We start from the raw sequence: 22,941 nt of genomic DNA on the forward strand, positions 1-22,941 counted from the left end.
CTTTGAAGGGAGAGTTAATCATGAAAAAACATTTCATCACATCGATCGTCAGCCTGCTGATCGTATCCTTGTTTTCAACGAGCGCCATGGCGGCTGGTCACGGGAATGGCAAGGAGATTCGCACAACCGTGATGTCGTACAACGTACATCATGGCGTCGGTTTGGATGAACAGCTTAGCCTGAAACGAATTGCGGATGTGATCCGGGATTCCCGCGCGGAGATCGTTGGCCTTCAGGAAGTGGACCGGTTTTTCGGAGAGCGGAGCGACTTTCAGGACCAAGCCAAGGAATTAGCAGGCTTGCTCGGCTATCACTACGCGTATGGTGCCAATCTGGATTTGGAACCGGCGGATGGCCAGGCGGATAACCGCCAATATGGGACCGCCATCCTGAGCAAGTATCCGATCCTCCGCTCTGACAATGTGCTGCTCAGCAGCTTCGGCGATGAGCAGCGGGGCGTTCTGCATGCGGTGATCAATTTACGGGGAGTTCATGTGGATGTGTATAATACGCATCTGGGACTCGATGCCGCAAGCCGTAAGGCGCAAGTGCAGGAAATCGTTAACCTGGCTTCCACGGTGAAGGGACCAAAGCTTCTCACGGGCGATTTTAATGCGGAACCTGACAGTTCGGAGGTTCAAGCTCTGTTAGACAGCGGTTTATTCGTCAACAGCTTTCAAGGCGTTGAGGATGCCTATACGTTTCCGGCCGACCAGCCTACCGAAACGATCGATTACATCGTAACATCGCCTCAAGTTCAGCATTGGAATCCACGAGTGATCGCTACGGAAGCTTCAGACCACCGGCCGATCGCTGTCGACGTTGTGTTCAAGCGATAATGGCCCCGTGATATACCTGCTTATAAAAAGCGTGAAAACCCGCCCGAATGGGCGGGTTTTCCTTGTCCTATTTGCAATGCTTTTTTTGACAGAAGCCCGCAGTTTATCGGGACCGGCATATGACTTCCTTTTCCATAAGTACTGGCAAGCCTGTCAGCTTTTGATCGCCCCGGCAGCGATGTCGGAAATAAACTGCTTGCTGACGAACAGGAACAATATGATGAGCGGAATGACCGCGAGCAGCGTGCCCGCGATGACCATTGCATAATCGGTCACATAAATTCCGTTCAGGGAGGAAAGCGCAACCTGCAGCGTAAATTTACGCTCGTCGTTTAAAATGATCAGCGGCCAGAGGTAATCGTTCCAGGAACCGATGAAGGTGAACGCTCCCAGAAATGACAGCGCCGGGCGAAGAATTGGAATCGCGACGTTCCAATAGAGCCGGAAGAAGCCGCAGCCGTCGATGCGGCCGGCATCCAGCAGTTCGGATGGAACGGATTCCTCCGCGTACTGGCGGATCCAGAAAATGCCGAAGGCGTTGGCCATGCCGGGAATGATCAGCGCCTTGAAGGAGCCTACCCACCCGAACTTCGCCATGATGACGAAGGAAGGAACGAGCGAGAGCTGCGACGGCGCCATCATCGTGGCGAGCAGCAGGACGAACAGCCACTTTTTGCCGGGAAATTTGAATTTCGCAAACGTAAAGCCTGCAAGGGAATCAAAGAACAGGACCAGCAAAGTACTGCAGCCGGCCACAAACAGCGTGTTGAGAAACGCGCCGAAGAAATCGATGTTCTGAAACACCCGCGTCACATTGCTGATAAACTGCGTCCCGAACCAGAACTTGGGCGGGAAGCTGTAGATTTCCGCAGTCGTACGCGTGGCCATAACGGCCAGCCAGTAAAAAGGAAAGATGGAAACGATGAGTCCGACGATCAATCCGAAATACAGCAGGATAGAAGACTTCCTTTTAACCATGCGTATCACCCCGTTTATTCATCTTTGGCACCGCCGCCCTGAACTACCCGCCAGTTGAAGATCGAGATGAGGGCAATCAATATGAACATGCCCCAGCCGACGGCCGAGCCGTAGCCGAAGTAATTGTTCACGAATGCCTCGCGGTACAGGTAGAGAACGATCGTCAGACCTCCGCCGCTGACGCCGCCGTCGTTGCCGACGAGCACCTGCGATTCGGTGAAGATCTGCATGCCTCCGATGGTTGAAGTAATGACGGTAAAAAGAATAATCGGCCGTAAATTCGGGATCGTGATGCGGAAGAAGGACTGGATGCCGGTGGCTCCGTCAATTTTGGCGGCCTCATAGAGGACGGTAGGTATGCTCTGGAGTCCTGCCAAATAAATGATCGCATTGTAACCGACCCAGCGCCAGATGACCATAATGGATACGGCCAGCTGGATACCCCAGGTTTTGTTCAGCCATTCCACGGGGGAAATCCCGAACAGGGACAGGAAATAATTCAAAAGTCCGTAGTTGTTGGAGAATACGGTACTGAACACAATCGCCACCGCAACGAGTGAAGTGACGTTCGGCAGAAAGTAACCGATCCGGAAGAAGGTACGGAACCGCACGAACGACGCATTCAGCAAAAACGCAATGATGAGCGCGAAGAACAGCATCGGAATGGTCGAATAAATCCAGATCAAAAGTGTGTTGCCGACCGCCTTCCAAAATTCCGGATCGGTGACCATGAACTGATAATTGTTCAGACCGTTAAAGGTCATTACGCCGATGCCGTCCCACTTCTGGAAAGAAAGATACATCGAGAACAGGATCGGGAACAAGCCGAAGACGGCAAACAAAATATAGAAAGGGGAGATGGCCAGGTATTCTTTCCGGTGCTTCCATATTTCAGACCCCAATCCCCGCTTCCGCTCCGGCACCTGCATGGAGCTGCCGGGATCGAATTGAGTTCGCTTCTGTAATGGTTGACCCATAAGACTCTACCTCCATTGTCGGGATGGTATGACCGTTTAACGCAGCAGCTCCTTTTTCACTCTGGATAGTGCATCTTCCCATGCTTTATCCGGGTTTTTGCCTTGAAGGGCGACCGATGACAGCTCGCGGCTCACGATCCCGTTCAGGTTGGCGTATTTCGTGCCGAAATAGGAGGGCTTCACGTTGCGCGCGGACTCCGTAAAAATTTCACCGGTAGCCTGCCCGCCGAAAAAGTCCTCTTTCTGCTTCATGACGTCCGAATCGAGCGCCTTGGAGGCGGAAGGGAACAAGTTGAGTTCCTTGAAGCTGGTCACCTGGTTTTCGGGATTCAGGAGCCAGCTCATCACCTCGAAGGATTCTTTCGGGTATTTGCTCGTTTTCATAATGGCGAGGAAGGAACCGCCGTTGTTGCCGTCTCCACCCGGAGCTCTTGCGACGCGCCACTTGCCCTTCGTATCCGGGGCCGCGTCCATCAAGATTTGCTTCGCCCATACCGCGCTCACGAAGGAAGCGATCTTGCCATTGTTCATCGCGGCGTTCCACTCGGAGGAGAACGTGCTGGCATTGGCGAGCAGCCCCATTTGGGAGGCTTTGACCGCCAGGTCCCATGCCTTCTTCATGGAAGAGGAAGGATCCTCGCCGATGAAATTTTCATTTTTATCAAAATAAATTTTATCCGACTGCGCGTTGACCTGGGTGTAAACTTGGCCGATGTTGTCGAGCAGCTTCACCTTGCCGCCGAGCGCCTTCTGCAGCTTCTCGCCTGCGGCGAAATAGTCCTCCCAAGTGCCCATCATCTGATGAACCTCTTCCGGATCGGTCGGGAGACCCGCTTGCTCGAACAGGTCCGCACGGTAAAATAATGCGGTCGGGCCCGTGTCGATCGGCATGGCGATCATTTCGCCTTTCGGCGTGACCCCAAGCTGCCATTTCCAGTCCAGGTAGTCCCCTTCGATGTCCTTCGCTCCGAGATCATACAGGTTGTAGAAGCGGTCGGCGCTTGGGAACAGCTCGGTGACCCAGTCGTTAAAGGCCACGATATCCGGACCGCCGCTGCCAGCAGCGAGCGTCGTTTTCAGCTTGGATTTGAAGTCGCCCCCGATTTTTTGGGCGTTGATGCGAATTCCCGGAAACTGCTTCTGGACCGCGTTGATCAAATTATCGTCCAGACTCCGGTTCCAGTACCAAAGAGTAAGCGTTTTCACTTTGCTATTAGATGAAGACCCGCTAGAACATCCGCTAACCATGAAAGCAACAAGCAATAAACACGTTAATAAGATTCGGTATTTTGCCATCGTTTTCGGCCTCCCATCGCGGCTATATGGTACTGCAGCAGCATCATCACTCCTTTAAATCCCTAAAATGTGTCCGTTCTACGAACATTATAAACGCTTACAATACATTTTGGAACCGCTTGCTTGAAATAAGACGGTCGTAGGACATCGCCCCCGCGCCATATATTGAATATGGGTTTACCATCTGAAGGGAGGGAGTTCGCCACTGTCAGTCCGCAGCCTTTATCGCCGTTATGCCGCGGCAGCACTCGTTCTAGTTCTATCCTTTTGCTGGATGTTTCCGGCCGGGGCCGAGGCAAAAATCGCCTCGCAAGACCTCATTATCGTCAATAAAAAGACGAATAAACTGGCATATTTTAGCAGCGGAAAGTTGGTTAAGGAGTTCAGGGTGGCGACGGGCAAGTCACCAGACCTGACGCCGGAAGGAACGTTTGAAATCGTCAACAAGATTAAAAACCGTCCCTATTACAAGGAAAAGATCCCGGGGGGCGATCCCCGCAATCCGCTCGGTGACCGTTGGATCGGCCTCAATGTCAATGGGACGATGGGGACGACGTACGCCATCCACGGCAACAGCAACAAAAACTCGATCGGAAAGTACGTCAGCGCGGGATGCATCCGCATGTACAATGACGAGATCCACTGGCTGTTCGAGCAGGTGCCCCTGCATACGATGGCTATTATAACAACCTCCAGCCAAAGTTTTGAAACGATCGCCCAAAATCACGGCTATGCGGTGGGTGTGCAGTCGTTTGACGGTAAGCTGGTAGTGAATGGAAAGGAAGCTCAGCTGAAGCAGGATTTGATCATGGTCGATTCCCGCATCTACATTCCACTTCGCGCCTGCTTCGAGGTGCTGGGCGGGACGGTTGAATGGAACGCCAGTACCCAAACGGTGACGGTCTACACGGGAAATCGCAAGATTACCCATAAGGCGCTCTCCGGCAAGGCTGTCGTGAACGGCAAAACGGTTAACATTACCGCCTCCCGGTTCCAGGGGAATTCACTGATGCTTCCGCTTCGCAACATGTCAGAAATATCCGGTTACTCGGTCGTGTGGGACGGAGCCTCCAATACGGTGAACCTAACAACGGGCAAATAAGCCCGAGCCGCGCGCATGCGCGGCTTTTTTTGCGCGGTTAGCCTGGGGAAACAGGGTTGGAGCTGCCGGCTGGGGTGTGTATGATGGAAAGGCACGGAAGCGGCCGCGGCGAAGGTCCGGCCGTTGGAGGGCAAAACATACGAAAGAGGTGTGGGTGATGGACTGCGTAATCGAAATTGTGGATTATTTGCCGGAATGGGCGGAAGAGTTCGCTATGGAGAAAGAACGGCTGTCCGGAATAGCGGGCTTGGATGCGGTCGTGTTCGAGCATGTCGGCAGTACGGCCATTCCCGGCCAGCTGGCCAAGCCAGTGGTCGATATGTTCGTCGGCGTGAATCCGTTCCGTTCGGCTGCATATTACAAAGACCTGCTGGATCCAGCCAGCTATTCTTACGTGGAGACCGGAATGCGAGGAAGGCATTTATTTGCTAAATCGACAGAAGGAATCTGGACGCACAATGTTCATCTGATGCCTTATGACGAACAGTTCCATACCCGCAATGAGATTCTGCTCCGCGATTACTTGCGCCGCCATCCGGAGCTCGTAGAGGAGTACGGAGCCATTAAAATGCAGGCGGCCCGAATCGCTGAATCGATGAATGCTTACACCCGGGCCAAAACGACATTTATTCAGTCGGTCGTCGATGCGGCCAGAGAGGAGAAAGGGCTTCCCCTGGAAGACGTATGGGAGGAATAAGCTGTCTGCTTACGCCCGGACGGCCCGATGAATGATACGGACAAGTTCGCTGCTGTAGGTCTCCAGGTCGACCCTGCCGATGACCGCCGGGTTCAGCATATATTCCCCGATCGCGCCTTGAATCATGTTGGACATGACGGAAAGGTGAAAGTCCCCGAAAACGCCATGCTCCTGACCCTCACGCAGGATAGTCCCCAATGTCTGCAGCAGAGGGTCTTCCTCCTCCTCATCAAGCTTGTAATACGGGACGTTATCAGGCGTCCTTGCATTAAACACGATTTCGACCAAAGCCGTGTTGTGGGCGGGATGCGTTCCCTGATACGCCAAACTGGCAGTGATGAACGCGCTGAGCTTCTCCTGCGGCGTGCTTGCCTGTTCAACCCTATCCAAAATATAAGACGTTGACTGCTCCACCAGCTTCATCAGCAGATGATTCATTAAATCCTGTTTGTCGGAAAAATGATACGAGATCAAGGCCGTGCTGATGCCCGCGCGTTTGGCGATTTGGGACAAACTAGCGCTGACGTAGCCGATTTCGTCCAGGGTGCGGATGGCAGCTTCCATGATCTGCTCCCTTCTCGCTTCGGCGATAAACGATGATTTTCCTTGCGTTTTGGTTTCTTCCTTCATGTGATCTCCTTCAGTCATTCTTTGTTCTTGTTTTCCATTTTACTGAGCGAACCGAGCAATCCGAGCGCAATGACGATGACGGGAATCATCAGGTTCTTGGGATTGGTAAACAAATGCTCCAGCAAGGGCATCGCTTTCCCCTGAAACAAACCGGTGACCGCGCGGCTGGCCGCAATGACCAGATTGGACATCAGCATGAGCGGGACAAGAGATAAACCGCCCTTCAGCAAGTGCCAAGCGGAATTCCGGCCAAGCAGAAATAACAGGGCGGAAATCAGACACATCCATCCGATCACCAGCGTAAATGAAGGCCGTATCCATTCATACCATGGAACGTCTGCAGTATTCAACATTTCGTGACCTCTAAACCAAGTATACCAAAGAGCTGCGGCGCCGAGAAACAGGCTGACGAGCGGCATGATTCTTGCCAGCCAATCGGGGAATACCTCCGTTTCCTGAGGGGATGGATCTGTTTGATCATTCATTGTAAGACTCCTCCATTTCTAAAAATTGATCATTTAATCAAAAAACTGATTGAATGATCAAATCCTATCATATCAAAATGGAGGAAGTCAATCCGCGTCGGCCCGCATGCCAAAAAAGCATGCCAGCGGAATAAAACTGCTGGCACGCTTTTTGACGATTAGCGGTTTCGAGATGTATTGGTGGATGTGCCCCCGATATAGCGGAAAACGAGCACGCTTCCAGCCAGGCACAAAATGCCTGTCAGCAGCAAGGACCTCATGACGCCATGGGACAAATCGGGGGCTGCGGCCATGAGGACGCCGGGCAGCGCCACTCCCAGCGTAGCACCGAGCTGACGGAAGGCATTCAGCGCGCCGGAAGCCGTTCCCGTCTTGCCTTGCGGCGCTGCACTCATCACCACGGAGACGAGCGGCGGCAGGATGAATGAGATGCCGCAGCCGATCAGCAGCAGCGAAATTCCAGTGGGAATATACCCTGTATCTGCAGGAAGGAGAGCCTGGATCAGCATTCCGGTGCATGCCAGGAGAAATCCTGTACCGATGGTGCGAGCTGCTCCATACCTGCTGATCAGTCTGCTCATCAGCATGGGATTCACCGCCATGGGGAGCGTCAGCGAAAGAAATGCAAGGCCCGTCCCCATAGCTGAATAACGATGGAGCTGCTGGAAATACAGCGTCATGACAAACAGCACGCCGGAAAGGCCAAAATTAATAAGCAACCCGGCCGCTAATCCGGTCACGAGCACACGGCTTTTGAACAAGGACAGAGGCAGCATCGGCGAATGGCTTCGCTTTTCGATCCAGATGAACAAGCCGATCAGCAGGGCGGCGGCGGCAAACAGAACAAGAATGACGGGTGATCCCCACCCGAGGTCTTCGCTTTCCATAAAAGCGCTCGTCAGTACCGCCACGCCCAGCAGGCCGGTAAGCTGACCGACCGGATCCATGCCGGACGGTGCGGGTTTCCGGGCTGAAAAGTCCACGTTCGCCCGCGTCCACAGCCAGCTGAGGATGCCCACGGGGATATTCAGCAGAAAAATGCTCTGCCACCCCAGAGTGTCGACCAGAATGCCGCCGATGATCGGACCGGCGGCAAGCGCCAAGCCCGACACGGCCGCCCAAATGCCGAGCGCCTTGGCCCGGCGGGCGGGGTCCGTAAAGGTCTCCGCAATGATCGTCAGAGAAGACGGCAGCAGTGCCGCTCCGCCGACGCCGAGCAGCGCCCGGAAGCCGATCAGCCAGCCGATGGCAGGCGAAACGGCGCAGAGGACCGAAGCCAGCATAAACAGGACAATCCCGCCCAAGAAAACACGGGCTGCCCCCCATCGATCAGCCAGCGCACCCATGCCCAGCAGCATGCTGGCAAATACCATCGTATACGCGCCCGTTACCCAGCTCATTCCGCTGAGTCCGCCGCCAAGCGTATCCCGGATGGCAGGGAGTGCGACCGTGACGACCGTCGTGTCCAGCAGCACGATGAAGTAGCCGAGGGACAGCCCTGCAAGCAGCCAGGAAGACCAGTTTCTTTGGTTGGCCGGCTTGGTCCCGGCCGTGATGGATGTTCCATTCATTCCATAAACCCCTCCAATGATCTTTTTCAAACCCATCGATGTGTTGTATAGTGTATATTCAGAAGAAACGGGAATGAAGAGAGCGGTTTATCCTAGGAATGGTTCTCCTAGGTATCGGTCATCTTGCCCACTTCGGATAGAAAATGGAGGGTCTTTACATGGAGACAACGCATCAGCGTACGAGCCAGCTTGCCGAATTTTTGCAGACCCGGCGGGCCCGTCTGACTCCGGAACAGGCGGGTCTCCCCGGCGGAGGGAGACGAAGAACGCCCGGCCTTCGGCGGGCGGAGGTGGCGCTGCTTGCTGGCGTGAGTGTCGATTGGTACACCTGGCTTGAACAGGGAAGGGACATCTCTGTGTCCACTCAGGTGCTCGAGAGCATCGCCAGGGCGCTGCAGCTGGATGAGAATGAAACGAAGCATCTGTTTCTGCTGGCTTCGAGACTTCTGCCGTTTCATTATCAGCAGCCGGAAATGTCGATCAGCCCGCTCCTGCAGACGTTCCTGGACGAACAGGGGGAACATCCGGCGTTTGTGGCCAATTCCCGCTGGGATATCGTCGGCTGGAACAGGGCGGCACGGCTCGTGTTCGGCGATTATGAGCAGATGACGGTCAGGGAGCGGAACTCGGTTTGGAGAATGTTCGTTTCTTCCTATACGAAGGAGCTTCTGGGCGAGGGCTGGGAGAAAAACGCCCGGCTCCGGCTCGCCCAGTTTCGTGCGGGATACGGACTCAATGTCGAGGATCCATGGTGGAGCGGGATGATTGAAGATTTGAACAAGGAAAGCGAGGAATTCAGGGCATGGTGGCCCCAGCATGATGTGCTGAACGTCAAGGAAGGCCGGAAAAAAATCTACCATCCGCGCGTGGGGCTGCTTGAATTCAGCCATATTACGTTCCAGGTGGAGGATTCTTATGATCTTCGTGCCACGGTGAACCTGCCTTACAATGACGAGACCATACAGAGAATGAAACAGCTGCTTCAATAATGAGCAAAAGGCAGAAACCCACGTGGTTTCTGCCTTTTTTTGCTGAGTCGGTCCAATATTTCACCCCCTCCCGTAACTAGCGGCTCTGCGCTGGAATATGATCGTATAGGACGTAATTCAATTGCGGCGGCTGGCGGGCTGGATTCCAGCCAGAAGCCTGACAGGAGGCGAGGACGGTCGAAAAGCATCTGCTTATTTACGATGTCGACTGGTGGATCCTGGGTAAGACGGCCAAGATCATTCAACAGCATCATCCCTGCCTGGATATCATGTCCGCCAAACAACTGGAGGAGAGCATCGGGAGCAGGGGCAGCGAGGCGCTGAACCGGGAATATTCCCGCATCTCCGCCATGTGCCTGGGCCTGGCGGCATTTGCCATCTTTAAGCATATCCGGATCGATTCATCCGCTGCGGTCTCCTATTATTATTTCAGCAAAAATTACGACACGTTCCGTGAATGGGCTGACAAGCCGGAACCCGATCCCGATTTTTTGCGTCTGGTGATTCCCCGCATCGGCTCGATCGGGGCGATGAATCTGAAGCTGACCGAGTGCCTCGCAGCGATGGCACCGGCTGCTTCCGTCCGCCATATCGGACACTTTGTCGACCATGCGCTGTTCCATCCCGTTCCTGCGGATGGGGAGCCCTTGGAGCAGGAAGGCCGGCCGCTCGTCATCGGGTGGGCGGGAGATCCGGGAAAGGCATCCAAACGTTATGCGGCTCTGTACGAGCCAGTCAAACGTCATTTTGCCGGCCGGCCGGAAGTGCGCTTCGTTGAAACGGCCGGAGCATATGCGCACGAAGAGATGCCGCGCTTCTATCGGGATATTGACCTGCTTCTGATCACGTCGGCGAATGAAGGGGGCGGAGCAACGGCGCTTGAGGCTTTTGCCAGCGGCAAACCGGTGCTGTCAACCAACGTCGGATACGTAAAGGAAGCGGCCCATCCCAGCGGGCATCATTTAATTTTGGACCGTGACGATCCCGGGGCATTTATCCAGGCCATTGACGGCTGCCTGCAGGAAAGATCGCGTTTAAGGGAAATCGGGCGTCTGTGCAGAACGGAAATCGAAGCGCGCTGGACCATCGAGGCAGGCGTGAAACGCTGGCTCGCCGTCTTGTTTGGAATATAGGAGGTGACGACTCACATGGGCACATCCAACTGGCAGAACCTGTCTTATTGCGTGGAACTCATCCGGAAGGAGGCCCCGTCCAGCGTTCTTGACATCGGGGTCGGGTTCGGCCGGTGGGGCATGCTCTGCAGGGAATTTCTCGACGTCTGGCAGGGGCGCGTCTTTCGTGAGCAGTGGCAGACGAGGATCGAGGGGGTCGAGGTTTTTCCGAAAAATGTGGACGACTATCATCCATACTTTTACAACCATATATATATTGGGGACGCCTATGAACTGATGATGAAACGGCGGATTGGAGCCTATGATTTGATCATTATGGGCGATGTCCTTGAGCATATCGAGAAGGAGCGGGGGACCGCGCTCCTAGAAGCCTGTCTGAAGCAATGCCGCAGCCTGCTCTTGAACGTTCCGATTGGGCCTGATTGGCCGCAGGGCGCCGAATACGGCAACGAATACGAAACCCATCGCAGCGTTTGGACGGAGGAATCCGACCGCCTCCAAGCGCATGTTCAAGGATTATATCCAGCGTGACTTTGCCACTTATTTGTTCCAGGGCGCACAGCCGCACGGTTAAAAGTCAGAGGCTTTGGTCAATATCAACACCGAATGGGGGAAGCGCCATATGACAGGGCATGGTGCCAGCAGAGATTATGTAGTAACTGAAATCCCTGTTGAGCTGCTGTTCACCGAATTGGATGTTCGATCGGCCCGTACCGATCATCTGATCAAATCGTTTACTGACCGTTGGTACGAACACCATCTTCAGTATGCCGACATTTCCATCATGCGGCTCGTTCCGCACCGGGAGCTGTACCGTTACTTTGCCGGGGAGCCGGGGGCTGCGCCGGATGCTTACCTGGATTGGTATGAGCAGATTCATGTAACTCGGGGAATAGCCCCTCCAATGTCCCGCAAAGGGCTGTTGATTCAAAGACGGATGGAATACGAAAATATGCAGTCTGAGCTCCGCAGCGGATCGGACTTTTTTTTCGATCATCCGATCAAAGCGAAATGGAATCCGGCCGGATATTTCAATGTTTTGGACGGACATCACAGGGCTTGTTTTTTGTACTGCCTCGGCTTTCGGAGGATTCCGGTCCGAATCCCGCTTCAGGATTATAAGGTCTGGCTTCACTCCGCGGCAGCGGCTGACGTCGAGCAAACGATGAAGGACCAGCATCGAACGCTGATTTATACGCCGATCTTACACCCGCAGTTTTATGATATGCGCAGCGAGCGGGACGAGACATATCCAACGAGGCTTGACCATATTGCCCGGTTTTTGGGGCCAGGGAAGTTGAAAGGCAGGAGCATCCTGGACATCGGCTGCAACATTGGATACTATTCCAGGCATTTTGTCAGGGAAGGGGCGGACGTCACCGGGGTGGAACCGGATCCGGACCACCATTCCCTCCTTCACAAGCTGAACGCGATGGAGCGGACGGCATTTTCCGTCATCACGGAGCGATTTGAAGAATCTGATGCCGTGCAGCAATACGATATCGGACTATTGCTGACCGTTTTTTATCACATCATGAAAGATCCGGAAGCTTGCAGGCGGTTTCTTGCCCAGCTGGACCGGAGCGTCTGCGGTCTGCTCTTCTGGGAATCCGGGGATGCCATTGAATCGGAGAAGAAGATGCTGATGGAGAATACCGGTTTTAAGCATTATGAAAAGCTGGCGGATACGTTCGGCACGGGGAAATACCGGGAACTCGGTGTTTTTCGTAAAGCATAGACCGGCAAGCCGGTTAATCTATCGGAAGCAGAGGTGAGATGTGGATGCATGACGAATTGTCCGTACTGATCCCATACCAGCCGGACGGCGGGCCGAGGGATGAGGCGCTGTCCTTTGTTCTTCGGTTTTACAAGCATATTCTGCCCTCGGCGGATATTTGCATCGGGGAGATCGGCGCGGACGAACCTTTCAGCAGATCCAGGGCGATCAACCGGGCGGCGTCCCGGGCAAGCGGCAGCATCTTCATTATTGCCGACGGTGATATCGTCTACGACCCGCAGCTGGTGGCCGATTCGGTCCGCTGGATCGAGCAGGGGCGGTGGGTCATTCCGTTCAGCCGGATCAACCGGCTGACACAGCGCGTCTCCAGGTTGGTCATAGAGGGAGAAGCCATCTGGCCCCTGGAAACCGAACCGGATACCAGGGAAGAACATGCCGCCTTTTTCGTCGGGGGATTAAATATTGTCGGCCGGAGCGCATTTGAACAAATTGGCGGTTACGATGAGCGTTTCATCGGCTGGGGCGGCGAGGACGAGGCTTTTGCTTATACGATGGATACACTGGTGGGCGAGCATATCCGTCTCGATGGACTGATGTACCATTTCTGGCATCCTTTCGTTGGTCCGCAGGGCAACCCCCATTATGAGCATAATTACAGGCTTTTTCAACGATACAGAGCTGCTCGCGGTGACAGGGAGTCGATGAACGAGCTGATTCGGGAAAAAGCAGGCGGGTAAGCCATGACTGTGAGGCGTTCCGTTGTAACAAGGCCAGCATGGGATGAACAGGAAAGGAAGGAGCAGAATCTATGACATTATCGGTCATTGTCCCGATCCTGAATGAAGAGACCTTTGTTCCTTTGTATTTGGAGAGCGTGGCAGCCTTTGCCGATGAAATCATTATCGTGGATGGGGGAAGCACGGACGGAAGCCTGGAGCATATTGCCCGGCTGGAGACAAAGTATCCGATCAAGCTGTTTACGATGCCGCAGACAGGTCTTCCTTATACCGAGGACTGGAACGAATCGGAAGTACGGAACTTTTTGATCGGTCAGGCCACCGGAGACTGGATTATGAACCTCGATATCGATGAAATGATGGACGACAGGTTCCGGGATTTGCTGCCTGAGCTGATGGCGAACACCGCCGTTGATGTCTATCAATTTCCGTTTGTGAACTTTTGGAGGGATCCGAACACGATCCGGGTCAACAGTCCAGGGGATGAGCGCTGGTCCAATGACATCACCCGGATGTGGCGGGCCGGCAAAGGCATCCGTTACCGGGACGAGAAGCATCACTGCACTTTGGAAGCGGCCGGCGGAGCCAGCATTTGGAGCCTTCCGCGCGGACGGTCCGACGTCAACGTATACCATTACCACTATGCGATTGGCAAGCGGATCAAATATAACGACAACCGCAGAGGAGATGTCAATCTGCTGAACAATGAAGGGGAACCGGACTGGAATTACAGCCATAAGGAGTACCAAATTGCCACGGTCCCTTTTCAAGGAGAGCATCCGGCCGTCATTCGGCGCTATTTGGAGCAGCTGAATAGCAATGGTAAGAGCACTCCAAACCTTTGAAGCATGAAAAGAACTAAAGCCCTCACTGCCGAACCGGGAATAATCCGGGATCCGGGTGAGGGCTTTATCGTGACATCCCATTTGCCTCGAAACGAATGATTCAGCCATCGACGTAAAGGCCTATCATGCAAGCGACTGCTGAACGATCCGGGACGCTTCAGGCTCATCGTACAGCTGAACTTCCGGTAATTTGGCGGCCAGCAGCTCGAATTGACTAACCTGGTAGCATTTTCTATCCACCGCATAACGATCGGCATGAATCTCTTCGAACACCTGCTGCGACCCGCAATAAACGGCTAAATCGAAGCTGACCTGGCTGAACAAATCGATCCGGTTGGTCAAATACAGCCGGGGGCCTGCCTTGCGGATGCCGACGACAGGATGCTGAAGATATGTCAGCGTGTAGACAATCACGGTGCAGTCGTCCCTTTGGGCGAACTGCTTCACCAGCTGCTGCCATCTTGCAGGTTCGTCACTCCAGGACAATTCACCAAGCAGCAGCACCCGCTTTTCTCCAGGATGGAGAGCATCGGCCTGTTCCCGGACTTCTTCCGGGGTTGCGGACAGGTTAAAAGGGTTCAACGGACCTTTGGGCAGCTGCCACGACTTGGTCCACTTTGCTTCATAATAATGCTTGTTTCGTTCCCACAGCGATTGATATTCCTGGTTTTTCAGCTTCTTGATCGTTGCGCTGCCGTGATGGTACACAAAGGCGTCTTCAACGATCACCATCCGGTAACCCGCTTGCTTGACCCGTTCACAGTAATCGTCGTCTTCAAACATACCGATGCCGTAATGACGGTCCAGCGGCCCGATCTCTTCAAATGCGCTGCGCCGGATGGCCACACAGAAAAATCCGAGCAGTCCGGTTTCGCGGGTGCGTCCGCGGTAATTTTCATAAAACTCCTGCAGCCAGCCGGGATCCGCTCCCTGTACGGGGTCACCGATAAAAAAGTCAAGCGCCTGATCATTCCCTACGTGGTTGGACATCGGTCCGGTCATGGCGATATCGCTGTGTTCCTGCATCGGCCGGATCAGCTTGGGAACCCAGGTCGAGTCGGGGACAATCGTATCGTTATTAAGAAGGATCAGATATTCGCCGGTGGCACAGCTTGCTCCCAATGAGTTCCCCTCGGCAAACCCCAGATTGATGGGTGAAAAGACGGTCTGCACCGGTTTCTGCGCCAACGTCGCAAGCTGAACACGGGTCTGATCGGTGGAGCCGTTATCGACTACAATGATCTCCATGTTCGGATAGGCGTCTTTCCGAAGCAGGCTTTTCAGACACTGCCGGGTGAACGACCAGTTGTTATGGGTCACGATGACGATGCTAACCTTCGGAAAAATATGCTGCACAATGGCCCGATGCAGCATTTCGTATCGATGCCCCCACGTATTGCACATGGCAAATTTACGCCGGATTCTCGCGGCTTCCGGCTGCGCCGCCTCGATGCTGAGCGTCCGCTCCACCGCCGCCTCGAACGCTGCAGGGGAATCCGCGATCTCCACCATGTCCGAGGCGATTTCGGTCAGCTCGGGCAAGGGGGTGGAAACGACCGGCTTGCCCGCCGCCAAATATTCATAAAGCTTGACGGGGTTTGTCGCCTGGGTCAAGTTGTTCTGGACGAACGGAATGATCGCGCAGTCAAATCGGTGAAGATAGCCGGGAAGCTCCTCATAGGGCTTCTCCCCGAGCAGCAGGACGTTCGGCAGCTGTTCCACCCCGGAGGTGTCACAGCCGAACGTATGGCCGATTAAGGCAAAGGTCCATTCCGGCCTGTTCCGGGCCATCGTTTCAATCAAACTGATATCAAACCAATCCGAGATCGCGCCGTAATAACCGATCACCGGGCCGGTAATGCCGCTGAGTTCTGCGGGGCCGCTGCCCGCCCAGCCGGCGAAATGGCTGACATCGGCAGCGTTGCGCACCAGAATCGATGAGGGATTCAGCTCAAGGACACGCTGATGAAGAACTTGCGAGGAAGTGATCACCACATTTGCTTTTTGGATCAGCAGGTCTTCCTGATGAATAACGTCGGCATGATTGGTCGAAAACCCGGCATGATCGTCCATGCAGTCATACATGATGTTGTGCTGGTTCATCGCCGTGACAAGCGGAGTCCAAAACGGAAGGTCGACGATGGATACATACGAGGTGACCGTAAATTTGGCAAGGACATGTTCCAGTGACCATTTCAAATATTGGATATCCAAATCGTCCATTTGGTCCTGATACAAGTTTAGACGTCTATGGGCACAGAGGGTCACCAGCCATACGTTCCGGTCTACCTTTTTGAATTTGACATAGCGGCAGACCTCATCCCTGGCGGCATGCTCCTTTGAGATGCAGACGACGTCCGTCGTTATATAAAAAACGCGGTGATCTCGTGCGGCGAACTGCCGGGACACCTGCTGCGGGCGCTGCCAGCGGAAGTCCCAGTCAATAACGGGAAACCGGATGATGTCATAGGGTACCGCCGAATCCTGGCCGGGTTTTGCTGTTCGAAGATCCTGCATGGGCTCCATTGCAGGAGGGGCCGTGTTTGGGAAGCGAGGGGGCGAATACGCCCCAAGGTGCTGCCCTGGAAAAGGCTCCATCGGCAGAGAATTGCGCGGTGAAGCAAGTGCGGTTAATTTGAGGTCGAGGGCACGGTTTGGCTTTGCGGAATGAATGCTTTTTGATCTATGGACCATGGAAGCAGACAATTGACGGGGTGTCTTTCTGGATCGATTCCTCGGTTTATTCAAGCGCTATACTCCTCCCTAAACATTTGTCTATGTACAAAATATGTACCGGGTCAGATTTGCGTTTGGGTATAACACCATACAAGGGGATCATTTTTAGGGAAATTGCCCGGGTAAAGGCTTACCGCTGGGCATTTTGATCAACTTCCACTTGGCCTGGTCCCCATCGTTATCTACCTACATATTGTACCAATGACTATAAAGGAGGTAGGTCAAGTGAAATTGGTATTCATGAATAAGCACATGAAGGATTACGGAACACATGTCCATCACAAAAAGAAGCGGCATCACCATCGGAAAAGAACGTGGCGGCTTCTGAAAGTGATCCATGATATCAAGCACCGGCTGTTGAAACTGAAGCAGCAGTTTGAGAGCGTGGCAGGTACTGTGGCGGAGCTTTCGGCCCGGGTAAGCACGCTGGAGCAGCAGGTCGCCACGCTGAACAGCCGATTGGGCATTGGTCCAGGACCGGCACCAGGCCCGACACCAGGACCAGCACCGGCACCAGGCTCAGATCCAGGACCGGGCCCAGATCCGGCACCGGGTACGGGACCTACAGGCATCGTTGCTCTGCTGACTCCACGGATTAATACACGCGTCACGCTGGAAACGCCGGTAGGAACCATATTCGGCACCTTGATTCTGATTGGCGAAGACTATGTCCAGGTTCTTGAACCGGATGGAAGCAACGTATTGATACCGTTCCGCAGCTTGTTGGCCGTTTCATAACCTTTGTGACTTCAGGAGGGAAAGCATATGAATTTTGAGGAAGCACTTGCCGTTTTTGTTGGCAGACATGTCGAAGTGCAGCAGACCAACCAGTTTATCCAGGGCACCCTGGCATCTTCTTCTGGGGGGATCCTGGCCGTGGATACAGTCAGTACAAATTACATCCCGACGGCGCAGCGCGTAAATATATCCACGAACAGCGTGGCGCTGGTCCGCATCCTGCCTCTGTAATCATTCATATTTCCGGTGCCGCCCCATTGTCTCCGGCGTTCATCCAGTTCAGCCATTCCGAGTAATGATCTGCATGGCGGTGCGTAATGCTGTGCAGCCGGATACGCCGGTGGTACAGCGCCCTATCGACATACAAAAATTCGGCGGACCCCGACATTCTGGCGAGGATCTCGATATCTTCGTACAGACGGCCGCCAAACGGGGAATCCGTGTTCCAGCCGGACAACGATCTAAGCTTGGCTGTATTGAACATCCGCGGGGCAATGGGAATGCCGGCTTTGATTACACGGGCAGTAGAGAAAGGATGAGTCGCGGTACGTACGCCCTGATAGATCAGCTGCTTGTTTTTTCGTTCCTCCCACTGAACGTGATCGGCATATATAACGCCTGCCTGCCTGTGCAGGCTAGCCTTGCTGCATAACTGTTCCAGGCAGTCGGGAGACAGCCAGTCGTCGGCATCGAGCTCGAGCAGCCAGCTTCCTTTCGCGATGGACAATCCCGAATTCAGAGCATGGGCCTTGCCCGTATTGCGCTCCAGCCGGCAGGTTCGGATGCGGCGGTCCGGATACAGCGAATCCAAAATATGCTCCGTATGATCGGTCGACCCGTCATCGATGATCAAGAGTTCCCAATCGGGCAGCGTTTGTGCCATGACCGAACGGACAGCCCAGGGAATATAATCGGCATCATTATAAGTACATAACAGAATGGTTACCAGCGGCACTTTATGTGACGCGTCCGTCCTCGGCTCAACCTGGATCGGTACAGCGAGCAGCGGACACAGCAGCTCCCATTCCTCACGCTTTTTTTGCCAGGGTAACGGGGAGGAGACAGCCGGAACCACCGGACAATTACTGGTAGAAGTCCAGTTAAAAGCGGTGTTAAGCTGGTATTGTTTGTCTAACAGGATGTAGGATTCGAAAGGCAGCAGCGCTGTTTCCGTGAAACCTGGTGAAGGCGGCGCCATGACAGCGTCCGTTCGCCAGATCAGCGGGCCTCTTGGCAGCTGGAACCGTTCGCGTCCGCCCTCATCTGGGGTTGTGGGGCTGAAGAGGCAGCCGGCCGACGCTTCGGGAAGATGGCAGAGCTCTGTGCGCAGGAAGGCAGCCATGCCCGGAAGCAGCTGCTCCCCCGCGTGCAGCGTCAGAAAGTAGGGCTCCTGGTACGAGGCAAGCTCCTGGTTCATCCGGGAACCGAGGCTGCCATGTTCCAGCACGACGACATTCGAATCAGGGAGCTCCTGCTGTACGGAACAGGCGGTTGATTGTGCGTGGCGCAGGTGGAGGGAAGGCAGAATGAAGACGAGCATGGCGGGCTCCTTTCCCAAATCCGTCGTTAACATAGCGTATGTAACAATGGCCCAAGTGCCACTGCGAAATTGACAAATCGGCATGGCCGAAGGAAGAGCCGTAACGAAGAAGCGCAAAGAAGAGGCGCAAAGAGGAAGCGTTAAGAAGACGGCCACAGATACACAAAGCAGCCGCGGGGGATCCCACGGCTGCTGCGTATATCGGTTTATTGCCTTAACGGTTGTCGATTTTCTCCGGATACAGGTCGTGGTTGATCATGCGCTGCTCCGCCCACTGCTCATACTTGGTTCCCGGGCGTCCGTAATTACAGTACGGATCGATGGAAATGCCGCCCCGCGGCGTGAATTTCCCCCATACCTCAATATAGCGCGGATCCATCAGCTTGATCAGATCGTTCACAATAATGTTCATGCAGTCCTCATGGAAGTCTCCATGGTTCCGGAAGCTGAACAGGTACAGCTTCAGCGACTTGCTCTCGACCATTTTCTGGTCGGGAATGTAGCTGATATGAAGCGTGGCGAAATCGGGTTGTCCCGTGATCGGGCACAAGCTGGTAAACTCGGGAAAATTAAATTTAACGAAATAATCGCGGTAGGCATGCTTGTTATCAAAGCTCTCGAGCAGCTCAGGGTCATATTGGAACACATACTTGGTCCCCTGGTTGCCGAGAAGCGTCAAATCCTTCATTTCGTGCGGCTGTCTTCCAGACATATCGTTATTCCTCCTGGATCGTTTCTAATTTGTTCAATAGGAAAGTGTTTTCAGCTGGCATCCGCCCGAATCTGCGCGCTTAAGGCAGCTGCAGATTTGGTCAAACGCCGCGCTTATTTCCCCACACCAGCGCGTGAAGCTGGGGCAGCACGCGGACCGCGTTCAGCTCGGGGGAAGCGACCACGGCGTCGATGAGCCGCTCATAGCGGGCGAGCAGGTCGGCGGCATGGCCCGCGATATCCATCCGCTTCAGGTCGGGGTTGCCGACCTGAAGATACATCGGCGCCTGCGGGTACCGGGCATGGACTTTGGCGGCATAGGCCAGATCGGCATCGTCAAAGACGACGACTTTCAAGCTGTACGTATAAGCGGCCGGTCTGGCCGCAAGCCGGGTCACAATGCTGTCCAGCATCTCCCAGTCGGTCTCCATGCCGGAGCTCGGCGGCTTCGGCGACAGCGTGACTTCGTGAATGTCGTCGAGCCAATCCTGCCAGCGGGAGCCCTGGGTTTCGACGGCTATCCGGATCCCTTTGCTTTCCAGCAGGCTCACAAGCGAGCCGAGCTGGGGCAGCAGAGCGGGATTGCCGCCGGACAGGGTGACGTGGGAGAAGCGTTCGCCACCGATCCGCTGAAGCTCCTCCCAGATGTCGCCAGCACTCATTTGGCGGATGTCCGCCTTGGCACTGCCGTCCCATGTAAATGCGGAGTCGCACCAGGAGCAGCGGTAATCGCAGCCCGCAGTGCGCACGAACATCGTCTTCTGGCCGATGACCATGCCTTCGCCCTGAACCGTCGGGCCGAAAATTTCAAGCACGGGAATGTTCATTCGTACATCCACTCCCGTCTCGCCTCGGCATAACTCGTCGGCGTTTCGAACAGACGGACGAATTCGGTCCGGCCGCCTTCGATTCGGTAATCCCCGCAGTTAAGTGCCTCTTCCATCCGCTCAAACAGCCAAACGACTATATTCTCGGCAGTCGTATTCATCGGAGGCAGCGTTTCGTTCAAATAGCGGTGGTCCAAGGAAGGTTCGATCCGCTCCTTCCAGATTTGCTTGATCAGGCCGAAATCGGCGGTAATGCCGACCTCGTCCGGAAAGGCGCTGATCCCAAAAACGGCTTTATACGTATGGCCGTGCAAGTTTTTGCATTTGCCCTCATAGGCATGCAGGTGATGCGCGGCGTCGAAGGTAAATTCTTTGCTGACAAGCACTCTCTTATGATGATAGCGCAGGTCGGTTGGCTGGATGTCTTCCCCCAGCTTTTGCAGCCGGTCCACGATGCGGAATTCGCCGGGAGTCTTGGTCATGGCTGCAGCGCCTCCGCCTTGGATTGAAGGTACTTGTCAAGACCAGCCTTGCGCAGCCGGCAGGCAGGGCATTCGCCGCACCCGTCGCCGATGATGCCGTTATAGCAGGTCAGCGTGCGTTCGCGTACAAACGGGAAGGCGCCCAGATCGTCGGCAAGCTTCCAGGTCTCCGCTTTGTCGAGCCACATCAGCGGCGTATGGATGACAAAGTCGTAGTCCATGGCGAGGTTCAGCGTCACGTTCAGGGACTTGACGAAAGCATCCCGGCAGTCGGGGTAACCGCTGAAGTCCGTTTCGCATACGCCGGTGACCAGATGTCTGGCGCCGGATTGCTTGCCCAGCACGGCGGCGAAGCTCAGGAACAGATGGTTCCGGCCGTCCACGAATGTGCTGGGAAGTTCGCCTTCCTCCTGCGTGATTTCAATGTCGCTTCGCGTCAGCGCGTTCGGGGCGAGCTGATTGAGTAGGCTCATGTCCAGCACGGTGTTCTTCACGCCAAGCTCCGCGGCGATCGACTGCGCACATTCGATTTCAAGCCGGTGACGCTGACCGTAGTCAAACGTAACCGTTTCGACTTCCTTGAACTGCCGGAGCGCCCAGAACAGGCAGGTCGTACTGTCTTGGCCGCCGCTGAACACGACGACCGCTTTTTCGTTTTTGAGCATAAAAAAACCTCTCCTTCATGATTTGGTCCGGAAGCGCAGGGCTGGAAAGCACCTGATCTCCGGCAGAAGAGAGAGGATTCTTGAACTGATCCGTAAAAAAACAAGCCCGGTCTTTATGGCCAAAGAGGGCAGTCTTAGTTTTTTATAGAGGGAGTTCGCGAACCTCTCCCGCGCGCGACGCGCGGATTTTCTTCAATTAAGCGCAGGGTGCTGCGCCGGACTATTATATCATATCTTTGCGGATGAGGGAGTTTTGGATTTCAACATTTTCGCTGCTGACCTTTTTACGGAACTGGCTCGGCGAAATGTTCTTGTACTGCTTGAACTGCTGGATAAAGTAGCTCGAGCTCGAAAATCCCGTCTCCTGGGCGATTTCCGTCATGGTCATCTCGGTGGTCAGGAGCAGCTTCTCCGCCTCGGTAATCCGTATATAGTTCAAATAATTGGTAAACGTTTTGCCCATGATCGCTTTGAAGCGGCGCGAAAAATAGCTGTAGCTCAGGTTGCAGATCCGCGCGGCCGCTTGGGCGTTGATGTCGAAGCGGTAGTTGTCGTCGATGTACTCGAACACTTTCTGCAGCATCTGGATGTCCATCTCCTTTAGGGAGTGGGCAACATCCCAGTGGAGGCCGAGGTTTTTCGATTCGCGCAAAAACCACAGGAAGAGCCTGCAGATCAGCGTCCGGACTGCGAGCTCGAAGCCGTAAGACCGGCTCGTGAATTCGTCATAAATTTCGCGAACCAGGCCCGGGACGACCGTATCCTTGATTTCGGATTCGGCGAACATCCGCTGATTGTTCGATTCCGCCATCGTAAAGGGCAGCACGTACTTCGATTCGAATACGGTTCTGGATGTTGAGTACAAAATTTCAGGATCGAATTTAATGACAATATAAGAGACCAGCTCCCCATCCAGCGCATAGATGGAGTGGGTTTCATGCGAGTGGATCACGATCAGATCGCCTTTGCTCAGGGTATGGGACTCTCCTCCCAGGAACACCTTGGCTTTTCCCGTAAGAAAATAAAGAATCTCGATATACATGTGCCAGTGGGCGTGAACGATCCAGCGGCTGCCGGCGCTTTGATGGATCATGCATTCGTACGGATAGTGGATCGTCCCGATGGATGGGCGGTTCGACTCAAAATAAGGCTCGGTCATTTTCGCACGCTCCCGTTATACAATGACAAATATTTAATATATTAGAATAGGTTCATTGTATAACTT

24 protein-coding genes and 1 riboswitch are annotated in these 22,941 nt (G+C 54.4%); of the genes, 11 read left to right on the forward strand and 13 right to left on the reverse strand.

Annotated elements, in window-relative coordinates; all coding sequences use genetic code 11:
* The first annotated feature begins 20 nt into the window (after window positions 1-20).
* On the forward strand, window positions 21-839 hold the full coding sequence (locus GCU45_RS30225; protein ID WP_152403563.1) for an endonuclease/exonuclease/phosphatase family protein: 819 nt from the start codon (window positions 21-23) through the stop codon (window positions 837-839).
* 153 nt (window positions 840-992) lie between these two features.
* On the opposite strand, the gene GCU45_RS30230 is transcribed toward GCU45_RS30225, so the two are convergent.
* Genes GCU45_RS30230 through GCU45_RS30240 form a run of 3 tightly spaced genes read right to left on the reverse strand, consistent with a single transcriptional unit; the run spans window position 993 to window position 3,952 of the window.
* On the reverse strand, window positions 993-1,817 hold the full coding sequence (locus tag GCU45_RS30230; RefSeq protein WP_076167304.1) for a carbohydrate ABC transporter permease: 825 nt from the start codon (window positions 1,815-1,817) through the stop codon (window positions 993-995).
* A gap of 14 nt (window positions 1,818-1,831) precedes the next feature.
* On the reverse strand, window positions 1,832-2,794 hold the full coding sequence (locus GCU45_RS30235) for a carbohydrate ABC transporter permease (protein WP_397340972.1): 963 nt from the start codon (window positions 2,792-2,794) through the stop codon (window positions 1,832-1,834).
* A 36-nt stretch (window positions 2,795-2,830) separates the two neighbouring features.
* Window positions 2,831-3,952 (reverse strand): ABC transporter substrate-binding protein, encoded by a 1,122-nt coding sequence (locus GCU45_RS30240; RefSeq protein ID WP_244364728.1) that lies wholly within the window; start codon window positions 3,950-3,952, stop codon window positions 2,831-2,833.
* Window positions 3,953-4,295: 343 nt separating this feature from the next.
* Between GCU45_RS30240 and GCU45_RS30245 the strand changes: the two genes are divergently transcribed.
* Window positions 4,296-5,192 carry a L,D-transpeptidase family protein gene (locus tag GCU45_RS30245; RefSeq protein ID WP_425281323.1) on the forward strand — a complete coding sequence of 299 codons (897 nt, stop codon included), beginning with the start codon at window positions 4,296-4,298 and terminating at the stop codon, window positions 5,190-5,192.
* A 157-nt stretch (window positions 5,193-5,349) separates the two neighbouring features.
* On the forward strand, window positions 5,350-5,889 hold the full coding sequence (locus tag GCU45_RS30250; protein ID WP_152403567.1) for a GrpB family protein: 540 nt from the start codon (window positions 5,350-5,352) through the stop codon (window positions 5,887-5,889).
* Between the two features lie 9 nt (window positions 5,890-5,898).
* On the opposite strand, the gene GCU45_RS30255 is transcribed toward GCU45_RS30250, so the two are convergent.
* From GCU45_RS30255 to GCU45_RS30265, 3 genes are all read right to left on the reverse strand, one after another.
* A complete protein-coding gene (locus GCU45_RS30255; protein ID WP_152403569.1) occupies window positions 5,899-6,519 on the reverse strand; it encodes a TetR/AcrR family transcriptional regulator in 621 nt (206 codons plus the stop codon).
* Window positions 6,520-6,533: 14 nt separating this feature from the next.
* On the reverse strand, window positions 6,534-7,004 hold the full coding sequence (locus GCU45_RS30260; RefSeq protein WP_152403571.1) for a hypothetical protein: 471 nt from the start codon (window positions 7,002-7,004) through the stop codon (window positions 6,534-6,536).
* Between the two features lie 158 nt (window positions 7,005-7,162).
* On the reverse strand, window positions 7,163-8,575 hold the full coding sequence (locus GCU45_RS30265; protein WP_167527289.1) for an MFS transporter: 1,413 nt from the start codon (window positions 8,573-8,575) through the stop codon (window positions 7,163-7,165).
* 158 nt (window positions 8,576-8,733) lie between these two features.
* Here GCU45_RS30265 and GCU45_RS30270 point away from each other — a divergent pair, with 158 nt between their 5' ends.
* The 6 genes from GCU45_RS30270 (at window position 8,734) to GCU45_RS30295 (ending at window position 14,017) form a co-directional block, all read left to right on the forward strand.
* Window positions 8,734-9,564, forward strand: a complete 831-nt coding sequence (locus GCU45_RS30270) for a helix-turn-helix transcriptional regulator (RefSeq protein WP_152403575.1) — start codon at window positions 8,734-8,736, stop codon at window positions 9,562-9,564.
* Between the two features lie 269 nt (window positions 9,565-9,833).
* Window positions 9,834-10,697, forward strand: coding sequence for a glycosyltransferase family 4 protein (locus GCU45_RS30275; protein ID WP_244364729.1), 864 nt, complete (start codon window positions 9,834-9,836; stop codon window positions 10,695-10,697).
* 15 nt (window positions 10,698-10,712) lie between these two features.
* Window positions 10,713-11,228 (forward strand): class I SAM-dependent methyltransferase, encoded by a 516-nt coding sequence (locus GCU45_RS30280; RefSeq protein WP_244364731.1) that lies wholly within the window; start codon window positions 10,713-10,715, stop codon window positions 11,226-11,228.
* A gap of 91 nt (window positions 11,229-11,319) precedes the next feature.
* Window positions 11,320-12,435 (forward strand): class I SAM-dependent methyltransferase, encoded by a 1,116-nt coding sequence (locus GCU45_RS30285; protein WP_152403578.1) that lies wholly within the window; start codon window positions 11,320-11,322, stop codon window positions 12,433-12,435.
* A gap of 44 nt (window positions 12,436-12,479) precedes the next feature.
* Window positions 12,480-13,172 carry a galactosyltransferase-related protein gene (locus tag GCU45_RS30290; RefSeq protein ID WP_152403579.1) on the forward strand — a complete coding sequence of 231 codons (693 nt, stop codon included), beginning with the start codon at window positions 12,480-12,482 and terminating at the stop codon, window positions 13,170-13,172.
* 71 nt (window positions 13,173-13,243) lie between these two features.
* Window positions 13,244-14,017 carry a glycosyltransferase gene (locus GCU45_RS30295; RefSeq protein WP_152403581.1) on the forward strand — a complete coding sequence of 258 codons (774 nt, stop codon included), beginning with the start codon at window positions 13,244-13,246 and terminating at the stop codon, window positions 14,015-14,017.
* 123 nt (window positions 14,018-14,140) lie between these two features.
* Here the strand turns inward: GCU45_RS30295 and GCU45_RS30300 are convergent, their stop codons facing one another.
* A complete protein-coding gene (locus GCU45_RS30300) occupies window positions 14,141-16,534 on the reverse strand; it encodes a glycosyltransferase (RefSeq protein WP_244364732.1) in 2,394 nt (797 codons plus the stop codon).
* 444 nt (window positions 16,535-16,978) lie between these two features.
* Here GCU45_RS30300 and GCU45_RS33940 point away from each other — a divergent pair, with 444 nt between their 5' ends.
* Both GCU45_RS33940 and GCU45_RS30310 read left to right on the forward strand, forming a co-directional pair.
* On the forward strand, window positions 16,979-17,491 hold the full coding sequence (locus GCU45_RS33940) for a hypothetical protein (RefSeq protein ID WP_167527290.1): 513 nt from the start codon (window positions 16,979-16,981) through the stop codon (window positions 17,489-17,491).
* Between the two features lie 27 nt (window positions 17,492-17,518).
* Window positions 17,519-17,722 (forward strand): hypothetical protein, encoded by a 204-nt coding sequence (locus GCU45_RS30310; protein WP_076167275.1) that lies wholly within the window; start codon window positions 17,519-17,521, stop codon window positions 17,720-17,722.
* Window positions 17,723-17,726: 4 nt separating this feature from the next.
* Here the strand turns inward: GCU45_RS30310 and GCU45_RS30315 are convergent, their stop codons facing one another.
* From GCU45_RS30315 to GCU45_RS30340, 6 genes are all read right to left on the reverse strand, one after another.
* Window positions 17,727-19,031, reverse strand: a complete 1,305-nt coding sequence (locus tag GCU45_RS30315) for a glycosyltransferase family 2 protein (protein WP_167527291.1) — start codon at window positions 19,029-19,031, stop codon at window positions 17,727-17,729.
* A 214-nt stretch (window positions 19,032-19,245) separates the two neighbouring features.
* Window positions 19,246-19,743 carry a preQ(1) synthase gene (gene queF, locus GCU45_RS30320; protein ID WP_152403584.1) on the reverse strand — a complete coding sequence of 166 codons (498 nt, stop codon included), beginning with the start codon at window positions 19,741-19,743 and terminating at the stop codon, window positions 19,246-19,248.
* Window positions 19,744-19,843: 100 nt separating this feature from the next.
* On the reverse strand, window positions 19,844-20,569 hold the full coding sequence (gene queE, locus GCU45_RS30325; protein ID WP_152403585.1) for a 7-carboxy-7-deazaguanine synthase QueE: 726 nt from the start codon (window positions 20,567-20,569) through the stop codon (window positions 19,844-19,846).
* Complete coding sequence (gene queD, locus GCU45_RS30330) at window positions 20,566-21,051, reverse strand: 6-carboxytetrahydropterin synthase QueD (protein WP_152403586.1); 486 nt, start codon at window positions 21,049-21,051, stop codon at window positions 20,566-20,568. The genes queE and queD overlap by 4 nt, the downstream gene beginning before the upstream one ends.
* A complete protein-coding gene (gene queC / locus GCU45_RS30335; RefSeq protein WP_076167263.1) occupies window positions 21,048-21,716 on the reverse strand; it encodes a 7-cyano-7-deazaguanine synthase QueC in 669 nt (222 codons plus the stop codon). Before queC ends, queD begins: the two co-directional genes overlap by 4 nt.
* Before the next feature lie 128 nt (window positions 21,717-21,844).
* Window positions 21,845-21,888: riboswitch (PreQ1 riboswitch) on the reverse strand.
* 51 nt (window positions 21,889-21,939) lie between these two features.
* Entirely contained in the window at window positions 21,940-22,875 is a 936-nt protein-coding gene (locus tag GCU45_RS30340) for an AraC family transcriptional regulator (RefSeq protein WP_152403587.1), read from the reverse strand.
* Between the last annotated feature and the right edge of the window lie 66 nt (window positions 22,876-22,941).

Source organism: Paenibacillus cellulositrophicus (assembly GCF_009363095.1).
GTDB lineage: Bacteria > Bacillota > Bacilli > Paenibacillales > Paenibacillaceae > Paenibacillus_AQ > Paenibacillus_AQ favisporus.

Excerpts from the sequence above, each read along its gene's own strand:
- GCU45_RS30225 (WP_152403563.1), top strand. The coding sequence starts at position 21 with ATGAAAAAACATTTCATCACATCGATCGTCAGCCTGCTGATCGTATCC.
- GCU45_RS30230 (WP_076167304.1), bottom strand. The coding sequence starts at position 1,817 with ATGGTTAAAAGGAAGTCTTCTATCCTGCTGTATTTCGGATTGATCGTC.
- GCU45_RS30235 (WP_397340972.1), bottom strand. The coding sequence starts at position 2,794 with ATGGGTCAACCATTACAGAAGCGAACTCAATTCGATCCCGGCAGCTCC.
- GCU45_RS30250 (WP_152403567.1), top strand. The coding sequence starts at position 5,350 with ATGGACTGCGTAATCGAAATTGTGGATTATTTGCCGGAATGGGCGGAA.
- GCU45_RS30255 (WP_152403569.1), bottom strand. The coding sequence starts at position 6,519 with ATGAAGGAAGAAACCAAAACGCAAGGAAAATCATCGTTTATCGCCGAA.
- GCU45_RS30260 (WP_152403571.1), bottom strand. The coding sequence starts at position 7,004 with ATGAATGATCAAACAGATCCATCCCCTCAGGAAACGGAGGTATTCCCC.
- GCU45_RS30265 (WP_167527289.1), bottom strand. The coding sequence starts at position 8,575 with ATGAATGGAACATCCATCACGGCCGGGACCAAGCCGGCCAACCAAAGA.
- GCU45_RS30270 (WP_152403575.1), top strand. The coding sequence starts at position 8,734 with ATGGAGACAACGCATCAGCGTACGAGCCAGCTTGCCGAATTTTTGCAG.
- GCU45_RS30275 (WP_244364729.1), top strand. The coding sequence starts at position 9,834 with ATGTCCGCCAAACAACTGGAGGAGAGCATCGGGAGCAGGGGCAGCGAG.
- GCU45_RS30280 (WP_244364731.1), top strand. The coding sequence starts at position 10,713 with ATGGGCACATCCAACTGGCAGAACCTGTCTTATTGCGTGGAACTCATC.
- GCU45_RS30285 (WP_152403578.1), top strand. The coding sequence starts at position 11,320 with ATGACAGGGCATGGTGCCAGCAGAGATTATGTAGTAACTGAAATCCCT.
- GCU45_RS30290 (WP_152403579.1), top strand. The coding sequence starts at position 12,480 with ATGCATGACGAATTGTCCGTACTGATCCCATACCAGCCGGACGGCGGG.
- GCU45_RS30295 (WP_152403581.1), top strand. The coding sequence starts at position 13,244 with ATGACATTATCGGTCATTGTCCCGATCCTGAATGAAGAGACCTTTGTT.
- GCU45_RS30300 (WP_244364732.1), bottom strand. The coding sequence starts at position 16,534 with ATGCAGGATCTTCGAACAGCAAAACCCGGCCAGGATTCGGCGGTACCC.
- GCU45_RS30310 (WP_076167275.1), top strand. The coding sequence starts at position 17,519 with ATGAATTTTGAGGAAGCACTTGCCGTTTTTGTTGGCAGACATGTCGAA.
- GCU45_RS30315 (WP_167527291.1), bottom strand. The coding sequence starts at position 19,031 with ATGCTCGTCTTCATTCTGCCTTCCCTCCACCTGCGCCACGCACAATCA.
- queF (WP_152403584.1), bottom strand. The coding sequence starts at position 19,743 with ATGTCTGGAAGACAGCCGCACGAAATGAAGGATTTGACGCTTCTCGGC.
- queE (WP_152403585.1), bottom strand. The coding sequence starts at position 20,569 with ATGAACATTCCCGTGCTTGAAATTTTCGGCCCGACGGTTCAGGGCGAA.
- queD (WP_152403586.1), bottom strand. The coding sequence starts at position 21,051 with ATGACCAAGACTCCCGGCGAATTCCGCATCGTGGACCGGCTGCAAAAG.
- queC (WP_076167263.1), bottom strand. The coding sequence starts at position 21,716 with ATGCTCAAAAACGAAAAAGCGGTCGTCGTGTTCAGCGGCGGCCAAGAC.
- GCU45_RS30340 (WP_152403587.1), bottom strand. The coding sequence starts at position 22,875 with ATGACCGAGCCTTATTTTGAGTCGAACCGCCCATCCATCGGGACGATC.